The sequence below is a fragment of the Longimicrobiales bacterium genome, assembly GCA_035764935.1.
Classification (GTDB): domain Bacteria; phylum Gemmatimonadota; class Gemmatimonadetes; order Longimicrobiales; family RSA9; genus DASTYK01.
The window spans coordinates 1-9,048 of sequence record DASTYK010000038.1 but is presented as its reverse complement, the minus strand read 5'-3'; the positions used below and the strand labels follow the sequence as shown (position 1 = coordinate 9,048).

Here is a 9,048-nt window from a genome sequence, read left to right as displayed (position 1 = left end):
TCCGTCGTATCCGGCCAGGCCGGCAAGCGACCGCGTCTGCTCCTGGAGGTCTCGGTACTCCCGGTAGCTGAAATTGTAAAGCAGCCTCTCACCTTTGGTGGGTTCGAGAGACACGAGTTCTCCGGGGTTGCTCACCCCGGGGAGCGACTGGAGAAGCGAGCCGTTGATTACGGTGAAGATGGCCGTAGCACCGCCAATGCCGATGGCGAGTGTCGTTACAGCGACAAAGCAGAACGCCCGGGAGTTCCTCAGGCTGCGCAACGCGTAGCGGAATTCGCGCACGAATGTGGTGAGGCCCTGTCCGACCCACGCGTCGCGAGTTGCTTCCTTCACCTGCTCGACGCCGCCTGTGTCGATGAGCGCACGGCGGCGCGCGCGATCGGGCGCCATCCCCGCAGCCGCGTACTCTGCAGTGAGGAGATCGACGTATTCGCCCACTTCTTCGTCGAGCGATTGCTCGGCGCGCCCTCTCCGCACGAGCGTGAACCACAGGCTCCGCAGAGTCGCGAGTACGCGCACGGTCAGCTCGATTCAAGGGCCAGACGCATCGCTTCGACCACACGCGCCCACGAACTGGACTCGCGCTCGAGCTGGCGCCGGCCCGCGGCGGTGAGCCGGTAGTACTTCGCCCGACGCTTGTTCTCCGACGGCCCCTCGGTCGCGATCAGCCAGCCGCGTTGCTCCAGCCGGTGCAGCGACGGGAAAAGCGAGCCTGGTCCGATCACGTACGCTCCCCTCGTGATCTGCTCGATGCGACGGGAGACCCCCAGCCCGTGCAGCGGCTGCAGGCTCAGGGCTTTGAGGACCAGTAGGTCGAGGGTGCCCTGAAGAAGTGGTGTCTCGTTCATAACATTCCTATCGACGTTCGATAGGTATAGTGCACGACGCTCCTACCGAATGTCAATAGGTCGGAAGTGGTCGCTGCTCGACCGGACCCGACGCCGAAAAACGAAAAAACCCGCACCGTGCGGTTCACGGTGCGGGTTTCGATTTTTCCCGGAATGCGCCCGAGTGGATTCGAACCACTGGCCTCATCCTCCGGAGGGATGCGCTCTATCCAGCTGAGCTACGGGCGCGCTGTCAAACGGGAAGCGAATAAGCCGAGTTCTGTCTCCGTTGCCGGAGGCGGATCATTTCTCTGGGACGCCGATTTCTCGACGCCTCGTGCAGCCTACCCGGGACTCTCGGATTGCTCCATCGGCGCGGGCCAGCGCCTCGTCCTCTATTTGGCCTTGCTCCGGGTGGGGTTTACCGTGCCGCGAGCTGTTGCCAGTCGCGCGGTGGTCTCTTACACCACCGTTTCACCCTTGCCTGTGCCCGAAGGCCATCGGCGGTTTGCTTTCTGTTGCACTGTCCGTCGCCTTGCGACGCCCGGCCGTTAGCCGGCACCCTGCCCTGTGAGCTCGGACTTTCCTCGACCGGCGCGAAGCCGGCCGCGATCCGCACTCGCTTCCCGTCTGTCAAACAGCACTTCCAGTGCGCCCGTCAGGACTCGAACCTGAAACCTCCTGATCCGTAGTCAGGTGCTCTATCCAATTGAGCTACGGGCGCGTGCGGCGTCCGGGTGCCGCTCCGACACGACGCCCCGCAGGCGGAGCCGGCGTCCTGCTGCCGACAGGCCATCCGCGGGGCGGGAATTGCCTTCGCGTCAGACGTACAAATGTAGAGGGAGAGGCCGGTCGTGTCAATCCGCGGCGGGAGTGCGGAAGCGCCTCTCGCCCACAGGATTTCGCTCGGCCTTTCCCTGCACATGCCGGTCCTCGCCAGGGACCGGAACGGCTGCGTCCATGGGCCGCAGCCGCGACGGGACGTCAGCGGTGCGTGGGCTCGGAAATCTTCTCGACGGTCTCGCCGACTTTCCTGTCCCCGACGTGGTGCGTGGCGAGGTCGGCCTGGGCGATCACGCCCACGAGACGCTCGTTCTCGACGACGGGGACGCGACGAACCTGCTCCGACTTCATCAGGTCCATCACGTCCTTCACGTCGGCATCCGGCTCCACGGTGCGCACACCGGTGCTCATGTGATCGCCGACCTTGCACTGGTTCGGATGGTTGTCGGCGACGTGCCGGATCGCGATGTCGCGGTCGGTGATGACGCCGCTCAGACGCATGGAGCTGCGATCATCGACGACTGGAACGAAGCCGGTGTCGGCCGTGCGCATGATGCGCGCGGCATCGCTGAGCATGTCTTCGCGCGTGACGCACTGGGGGTTGGCCGTCATGATGTCGCGTGCTTTCATATGCCTGCTCCTGTTCCGGGTAACCGTTGTCGGCATGTGATATGTGCAAGCTGCGCGCCGGAGCGGGGATGCCTGGAGCGCGCCCGCGGGCTCAGCGGGCGGGTACCTCATCGTGCTCTCCGCCACCACCGCAGCCACCGTCCTCGTGGTCCCCGCCGTCTTCGTGATCACCGCCGCTGCCGCCGCAGCCACCCTCGTCGTGATCGCCGCCGCCACTGCAGCCGTCTTCATCCTGCGGCATGTCCTCGTGAGGGGTGCCCGCAGGAATACCTGTCTCGACGCTGCCGCTGAAGTGGTCGCGTGTGGAGTCGAAGTCCTGTGCGACGTCGTGGCCGCCGCAGCCGCCGAAGAAGTCGCTGCCCGGTCCGCCGAAGAGCACGTCGTTGCCGGGCCCGCCCAGCATGCGGTCGTCTCCAGCTCCACCGATGATGCGGTCGTTGCCGGCGCCGCCGCGCATGAATGCAGCACCATGAGCGACGATGTGATCGTTTCCTTCATTGCCCCACACGATGTCCCCTTCGCCTGCACAGATCAGGTCATTGCCGCCCCGGCCGCGCAGGCGGTCGGAGCCGTCCGACCCCACGATGACGTCACGACTGGCGGTGCCGCGGATGTCCCATGCGCCGCCGTGCTCGCGCAGCCGCACGATCGCGCCGTCCGGGATCAGCTCCTCCGGCATGCCGGCCCAGAGCGTCGCCTGTGCACCGTTGCACACCGGGCCCTGCACCCGGGTGGCAAAGAGCGCAACCGGTGCAAGCTGTGGCTCGGTCGGGCTTTCCCTGCACGCAGGCACGAGTGCAACGACCCCGAGCAGGAGCCCCATGCTGTAATGCATCCTCATGTCGCCTCCTGATGCCGCAGCGACGGTGGGCCGACACGGAGCACCCGCCACCGCTGCGGCGCCCGTCACGTCCCCGTGACGGGGTTACAGGCTGATCTCCTGCACTGTCTGCTACTCGTCTGGCGTGCACACCACGCTTTCGCCGATCCGGTCCACGGCAAGGACGGTCAGGAGGTCATGCGTGAATGCGATCACGGCACGTGCGTCATCCGCGCGCTGTGCGAAACCGTAGACGTTGCTCCCCGTGAAGTCCTGTCCGCCGAACACCTCGTCCATCAGTTTGGCCTGGAACAGCACGGGCACACCGTCCACGAGCTGGTAGCCGCGCACGCAGCCGGGGAAGGTCAGCGCACGGTTGTAGGCGTATCCGCTGTAGTCGAGGTACAGCTCACCTGGCACGCCGAGCAGCTCGCCGTTGACGCGCTCACTCCCCAGCGTTGGCATTGCGGTTGTCGTTCCCGGAATGCCCAGTACCCGGTTGCTGTAGATGACGAGGTCCAGGTTCAGGCCGAGATACTTGTCTGCCGCCCCTGCAAGGCCGCTCGCGGCGTGGTCCAGGAACGCGTGCTGCGCGCCCGGCTGCGCCGGAAGATCGAACGTGCCGAGCGGCCCCGAGATCCCGCCGTCGTTCTCGAGGGCGATATGGATGGCGTAGTTCTCCGCCGGCGCATCGATCGCGATGCCATCGACTTCGAGCCGGCCTGCCGGATCGAGCAGCACGGCGCCCGCGAAGCGGAGCTTGTTGAGCACCTCGTTCAGCGCGCGATCGTATACCTTCGGTGAGCGAGCCATGCTGAGCCGGCTCATCTCCACCTCCCGCACGTAGTCGAGATATGCCGGGTCGACATCGCACGGCGCCTCTTCCTCCTCCTCTTCCGCTGCAGGCACCACCTGGTCGCCAACCAGCGGGATGAGCCAGACCTGCTTGCCGTCGACGGGGTTCGTTACCTCGGTTCCGCCATCGAACGCCTGGTAAGCAATCGGCTGCAGGCAGGCCTCCGTTCCGAACTCCTTCATGATCGGACGGCCATCCACGGCGCGGTACAGGTAGACCAGCTCGGCGTAGATGTCCCCCTTCTTCCCACCGCCCCCTCCGCCACCACCCTTGCCGCCGCCGCCACCATTCCCGCCATCCGGCGGCCCGTACTTCAACGTGGCAATCTGATCCGGCCCGAGCGGACCAGTCGCATCATCGACGCAGGCGCTCGTCATGAGGCCCAGCGCCAGGACCGCGACTGCGGGCAGACTCCACCATGCGGCCGCTTTCAGGAATTTCTCGAGCGCGTGCATTTGCGCCTCCCTGTCTGTGCGTTCGCTGTACATGACCGGCCGGTGCCGGCGATGTCAGCGCAGGCCCGAGGGTCAATCGACGTACCACGCGCGCGGACGATCGCGACGGCTTTACGTCACATGGAGTTCGCTCGGAAACGAGCGTGTTTCAGCGGTTCCGGGTGGGACAGGAATGAGCGGCAGCTACCCACGTTGAGACGAACTGCCACTCGAGCCGGTCGGACTGCGCGGGTGCGCGATCAGGCAGGACTGGAACGCTGTGTACGCCGATTTCGCGGAGTGCGACCGGCTCAGAACGGACAGGTGTGCCGCGCATGCACGTGCGCGGCATGTGGCGGGCTACTTCGGCGTGTCGTCCGCGAACCGCAGCCGCACGAGCACACCCACATGATCGGACGGCCACATCCCGTCGACGGGCTGATCGAGTATGAGTTCGGCCGACACGGGCGTGAGCGCTGCCGCGTCGACGAGCACGTGATCGATGCGCACCGGCCGGTGGCCGAGCTCGGTGACCAGGGTACTCACCGTATCCGCGCCTGGATTCAGCGTGCCGTACGCATCCGTCAGTGCGCTGCGCAGTGCTGCGAGCGACGGTGCGTCCGCGGGGGCATTGAAGTCGCCGGCGACGACGAGCGGCCCGTCGCCGCGCGTGCGGGAGATGAACCGCCCCAGGTGCGCTGCCTGGGCGGCGCGGATGGAGTCGCCCTCCTGGGTGTGGTGCAGGTGCGTCGCGTACACGTCCACGTCCCGGCCACCGATCACGACCCGCACGTGCGCTGCATTGCGATAGTCGTTCAGCGGCTCGAGGGCGATCCAGCTGCGCACCAGGACCGGGTGCCTCGTCAGGATCGCATTGCCGAAGCGGCGTGTGCGCTGCGCGCTGTCGACCGATGCGAAGTACCAGTCGTATCCGATGCTGCGCGCAATGTCCATTGCCTGGTTCGGCAGGCTGTCGTGCTGCAGCACTTCCTGCAGCGCGATCACGTCCGGCTCGATGCGCCGCAGCTCTGCGACGATCGCTTCCATGCGCGCCGGCCAGTCGCGCTGGTCGTGCCAGAGGTTCAGCGTGACGACGGTAAAGGTCGAGTCGGCCGCCTCGGGCCGCGCGATGACGACGGGCTGCGTCCAGGCCATCTCGTGCTCGCCCGCGACAGCCGCATCCGCCTTCGACCTGGACGACGTGACGCGTGCGCGCACGTACAGCTCGTCGCCCACCGGTTCGTACGACGGGGTCGGGCCGTGCTCCACGGCGAGCACCTCACCGATGTCGTCCCCATAGGCACGTGTGAGCGCCCGTCCCGCCGTGTCATGCCGTTCGGCGCCGATGACGTCGGCGCTCTTGCGTGTGCCGATGAACTCAGTCGTGTAGGTGACGCCCGGCTCCTCCTGGATCTGCAACGCGACGCGCTGCCGCGTGCGCGTGATATCCTCCAGCTCGACGCCGGTACTCGCGTAGAAGTCGCCCTGCAGCACCGCGCGCATGATCGCGTCCGGTGTCAGTGCGGGCGCACGCGCAACGATCCATGCGCGGCCCGGGATGCGTGCCGAGTCAGACGTCGTGTGATAATCGGCAGCATCGTCGGCTGCCGTGCCCCAGATGGGCGGAAGTCCGCGCGCGAGCCGGCCGGCCAGCGCGATGTCCCACATGCGCTCGGTGCCGACGCGTGTGGAATCGCCCGCGTTGGCGGCGTCCGGCCTGCCGTTGTAGACCTCGAAGAGGCGGAGCCCCGGTGTGGTGACCAGGTCCTCGGCGGTGAGGGCGCCACCGTAGTTGGGATGGTTCAGCTGTGCTGCAGCGACCCGGCCCGACTGCGCAGCCTGCTCCTGCACGGCCCGTACGTTGGCGCGAATGATCTCCCGCGGTGACGCGTCGTTCACGCGTGCGATGGTGCCGGTCAGGTTCCACGCTCCGACGTGGACCGGGCCGGCCTCGGTCGGCTGCGTGATCTCCTGGCCGGGCAGCACCAGGAAGACGTTCGGCTCCTCGAGCGTGAAGCGATACTCCGAAGCGGTTGCCAGGCGAACGAACGTGGTGTCGTTGCGGGTGCGCTCATCGATGGCGCGTGGAAAGCGGGCGCGGTACTCGTCGATGGCCGCTGCGGCACCGGAATCGACGGCGAGGTTGATCCAGCGGCCGGTCGCGGGCAGCACGTCCTGGTCGGTGAGCGAGGCGAATGCGTAGCCGTTGCGTCGGTACCAGTCGAGGACGACCTCGGGGAAATCGTCGCCGACGCTCCAGAGCGAATGGGCATGCAGGTTCCCCTTCCACCAGCGGGCTGGTGGCTCCTGCGCCTGGGACATGACGGGTGTGCACGAAGGTGTGGCGAGAAGCAGCAGGACGGGGAGAAGCCTGCGGACGTGCATCAGCGATCGTCTCCGGGCGACGGGTGGCGGGCTGCAGCGCACGACACCGCGGCGGGCTGTCTCGCCCGCCGCGGGATCCGACGGGATCAGAAGGCCGACTGGCCGGTCAGATCCTGTCCGAGAATCAGGCCGTGCACGTCGTGCGTGCCCTCATACGTGTAGACCGACTCGAGGTTCGCCATGTGTCGCATGGCGGAGTACTCCACGAGGATGCCGTTGGCGCCGAGCAGCCGGCGCGCCTCGCGCGCAACGTCGGTCGCCATGTCGCAGTTCGCGCGCTTGGCGAGCGAGACCTGCTGCGGCCGCATCGTGCCGCGGTCCTTGAGCCGGCCGAGCTGCAGGCAGAGGAGCTGCCCCTGCGTGATCTTCGTGAGCATGTCCGCGAGGCGTACCTGCTGGATCTGCTTCGCGCCGATCACGGTGTCGAACATCACCCGCTCCTTCGCGTAGCGCACCGACTCGTCGAGACACGCCATGGCCGCGCCCACCGCGCCGAACGCGATGCCGTAGCGCGCCTGTGTCAGGCACATGAGCGGGCTCTTCAGCCCGTTCGACTCCGGCAGCAGCGCTTCCGGCCCGACGCGCACGTCCTGCAGCACCAGCTCGCTCGTGTCCGAGGCGAGCAGTGACAGCTTGCCCTTCTGATCCCTGGCCGAGAAGCCGGGCGTGTCCGTCGGCACGATGAAGCCACGAATCGACTTCGGATCATCCACGTCACCGGTCTTCGCCCAGATGATCGCGATGTCCGCCATCGACCCGTTGGTGATCCACATCTTGGCGCCGTTCAGCACCCAGCCGTCGCCGTCTTTGCGCGCCGTCGTGATCATGCCGGCGGGGTTGGAGCCGTAATCCGGCTCCGTCAGCCCGAAGCAACCGATCACCTCGCCGCGCGCCATCGGCGGCAGGTACTTCTGCTTCTGCTCCTCGCTGCCGAACGCGAAGATCGGGTACATGCAGAGCGCGCCCTGCACGGATGCGAACGAGCGGATCCCGCTGTCGCCGCGCTCCAGCTCCTGCATGATCAGCCCGTAGGCGACGTTGTTCAGCCCTGCACAGCCGTACTCCTCCGGCAGGTTCGCCCCGTAGATCCCGAGCTCCGCCATCTGCGGAATCAGCTCTCTCGGGAACGTGCGGTTGATGTACGCCTCTTCGATGATCGGCAGAAGGTTGTCGTCGACCCATGCCCGCACGGTGTCGCGCACCATGCGCTCCTCCTCGGAGAGCAGTGAGTCGATGTCGTAGTAATCGATGCCCTGGAAGCTGGCCATAATCCTGGTCCGGGAAAACGATGAATGACGCCGGGAAACTAGGTGTTCCGCGGCCATGGAGCCAGCCGGCGCATGCAGGATCGGCGATATGGCGGCTCGCCCATGGCGCCGGCTGTGAGCTGTCGAGGGGACATGCCGCGTCACCAGCTCAGAACGTACAGCACTACGCCCACCGGGATCGCCAGCCAGTAGTCCCGTGGCATGAAGCCCCACCAGTTCGGCGCGTGCCACCAGATCCGCTCGCGACGGAAGCTGCGAATCCCCCACGCCGGGCTGAACACGAACCAGAGGAAATCCTCGACCACCCACAGCAACAGCCAGAACGCCACCAGCCGCGCCTCCAGCTGCCAGGTGAACGGCACCATCGCCAGCGCGAATGGGAGGTGAAGCATGAGCAGCACAAACACGTGCACCCACAGGTGGTAGCCGGTTACGGCCCGGGCACCGAACAGCCGCCGCGTGAGCCGGTTCTCCCAGCGCCAGGTGGGCAGCGACCGCGCCCAGCCTTCGCCTCCCTCGATCTGGATCTCCAGCAGTGCAAAGGCAGCCGATACGGCGAGGAGGTACAACACGAAGACTGCATGGACCATGACGCGCTGCGATTCCGTTCCGGTGGTGGTGAACGAGGGGGCGCAACCTATCCAGGCTGCCCCCTTTGCGCGAGAAAGTTACGCGCCTCTGGACGCACTGTTACATCCGGCTCTCAGCTTTGCCGCGTGACCTTCACGCGGGAGATTCGATGAGCTCGACGGGACCCGTACTGATCGTCTCGGCATCCGCCGGCACCGGACACATGCGCGCGGCGCAGGCGCTCCAGAAAGCGTTGCAGCGCGTCGGCGTGGAGTCGGAGCACGTCGACGTGCTGTCGCTGGCGCCGCGCGCGCTCCGGCTGGCCTACGGGGGCGGCTTCGAGCTGCTCGCCAGGCGTGCGCCCCGCGTGTGGGGAGAGCTGTACGCCCGTTCGGACGGGCCGGGCGGCGACCGCGCGGTCTGGGGTCCCTACGCAGGTATCCCGGTCGATCCGGACCTGTGGCAGGCTGACGGT

At 66.8% G+C, this 9,048-nt stretch carries 9 protein-coding genes, 2 tRNA genes and 1 other RNA gene; 1 reads left to right on the top strand and 11 read right to left on the bottom strand.

The annotated features are described in order from the left end of the window. The 11 genes from VFU06_02910 to VFU06_02860 all read right to left on the bottom strand — a co-directional run. A partial coding sequence (locus VFU06_02910; GenBank protein ID HEU5208337.1) for a permease prefix domain 1-containing protein occupies positions 1–519 on the bottom strand: 519 nt, incomplete at its 3' end. A gap of 2 nt (positions 520–521) precedes the next feature. Further along, positions 522–848 (bottom strand): PadR family transcriptional regulator, encoded by a 327-nt coding sequence (locus tag VFU06_02905; GenBank protein ID HEU5208336.1) that lies wholly within the window; start codon positions 846–848, stop codon positions 522–524. Positions 849–1,002: 154 nt separating this feature from the next. Then, positions 1,003–1,076 (bottom strand) — tRNA-Arg (locus VFU06_02900). Between the two features lie 4 nt (positions 1,077–1,080). After that, positions 1,081–1,457: RNase P RNA component class A (rnpB, locus tag VFU06_02895), an RNA gene on the bottom strand. 20 nt (positions 1,458–1,477) lie between these two features. Beyond that, positions 1,478–1,551, bottom strand: a tRNA-Arg gene (locus VFU06_02890). Positions 1,552–1,811: 260 nt separating this feature from the next. After that, positions 1,812–2,240, bottom strand: a complete 429-nt coding sequence (locus tag VFU06_02885) for a CBS domain-containing protein (protein HEU5208335.1) — start codon at positions 2,238–2,240, stop codon at positions 1,812–1,814. A gap of 91 nt (positions 2,241–2,331) precedes the next feature. Then, positions 2,332–3,081, bottom strand: coding sequence for a calcium-binding protein (locus VFU06_02880; GenBank protein HEU5208334.1), 750 nt, complete (start codon positions 3,079–3,081; stop codon positions 2,332–2,334). 111 nt (positions 3,082–3,192) lie between these two features. Further along, complete coding sequence (locus tag VFU06_02875) at positions 3,193–4,371, bottom strand: hypothetical protein (GenBank protein HEU5208333.1); 1,179 nt, start codon at positions 4,369–4,371, stop codon at positions 3,193–3,195. A gap of 339 nt (positions 4,372–4,710) precedes the next feature. After that, positions 4,711–6,735, bottom strand: coding sequence for an endonuclease/exonuclease/phosphatase family protein (locus VFU06_02870; protein HEU5208332.1), 2,025 nt, complete (start codon positions 6,733–6,735; stop codon positions 4,711–4,713). A gap of 86 nt (positions 6,736–6,821) precedes the next feature. Then, entirely contained in the window at positions 6,822–8,003 is a 1,182-nt protein-coding gene (locus VFU06_02865) for an acyl-CoA dehydrogenase family protein (protein ID HEU5208331.1), read from the bottom strand. A 140-nt stretch (positions 8,004–8,143) separates the two neighbouring features. Further along, positions 8,144–8,593 carry a hypothetical protein gene (locus VFU06_02860; protein ID HEU5208330.1) on the bottom strand — a complete coding sequence of 150 codons (450 nt, stop codon included), beginning with the start codon at positions 8,591–8,593 and terminating at the stop codon, positions 8,144–8,146. Positions 8,594–8,742: 149 nt separating this feature from the next. Here VFU06_02860 and VFU06_02855 point away from each other — a divergent pair. Beyond that, the coding region (locus VFU06_02855; GenBank protein ID HEU5208329.1) for a hypothetical protein at positions 8,743–9,048 on the top strand (306 nt) is incomplete at its 3' end.

Coding starts and splice junctions, on each gene's coding strand:
- VFU06_02905 (HEU5208336.1), bottom strand. CDS start 848: ATGAACGAGACACCACTTCTTCAGGGCACCCTCGACCTACTGGTCCTC.
- VFU06_02870 (HEU5208332.1), bottom strand. CDS start 6,735: ATGCACGTCCGCAGGCTTCTCCCCGTCCTGCTGCTTCTCGCCACACCT.
- VFU06_02860 (HEU5208330.1), bottom strand. CDS start 8,593: ATGGTCCATGCAGTCTTCGTGTTGTACCTCCTCGCCGTATCGGCTGCC.
- VFU06_02875 (HEU5208333.1), bottom strand. CDS start 4,371: ATGCACGCGCTCGAGAAATTCCTGAAAGCGGCCGCATGGTGGAGTCTG.
- VFU06_02885 (HEU5208335.1), bottom strand. CDS start 2,240: ATGAAAGCACGCGACATCATGACGGCCAACCCCCAGTGCGTCACGCGC.
- VFU06_02880 (HEU5208334.1), bottom strand. CDS start 3,081: ATGAGGATGCATTACAGCATGGGGCTCCTGCTCGGGGTCGTTGCACTC.
- VFU06_02865 (HEU5208331.1), bottom strand. CDS start 8,003: ATGGCCAGCTTCCAGGGCATCGATTACTACGACATCGACTCACTGCTC.